Raw genomic sequence first — 420 nt, forward strand, 5'->3', positions numbered from 1 at the left:
TCCGGATGACCTCTCCGCGATCGTGGCGTACCGGAGCAACAAGATCGGGATCATGTGGACCGACCAGGCCACCGGGACGGCGTGGTGGGCGACGCGCACCGACGGCACCGATCCGAAGGCGTCCTCCTCCTGGAACGTCCAGGAAGCGGTCAAGGGGAACAAACAGGTCGACGATCATCTGAATATCAAGACGCTGCAGGCCGACACCTCCGGCCGGGTGTTTGCCGCGGTGAAGACCGGCCTCGACGACGGCTCATCCGATCCCACCCTGGCGCAGGAGGTGCTGCTGGTGTTCAAGCCGGGCACGGGCGCGTTCTCCCAGACCACGATCGCCCGGACCGGGGACTGCGTGTCGCGGCCGCAGATCATGCTCGACACCGAGAACAACCTTGTCCGTGCCTTCCACACCGCTCCCTCGAG

General features: G+C 66.0%; 1 pseudogene. It reads left to right on the forward strand.

The window, feature by feature from the left end:
* Window positions 1-420 (forward strand): annotated as a pseudogene (locus AC6CH3_RS23465) (hypothetical protein); the annotation flags it as partial.

Source organism: Arthrobacter sp. GQ119 (assembly GCF_059759125.1).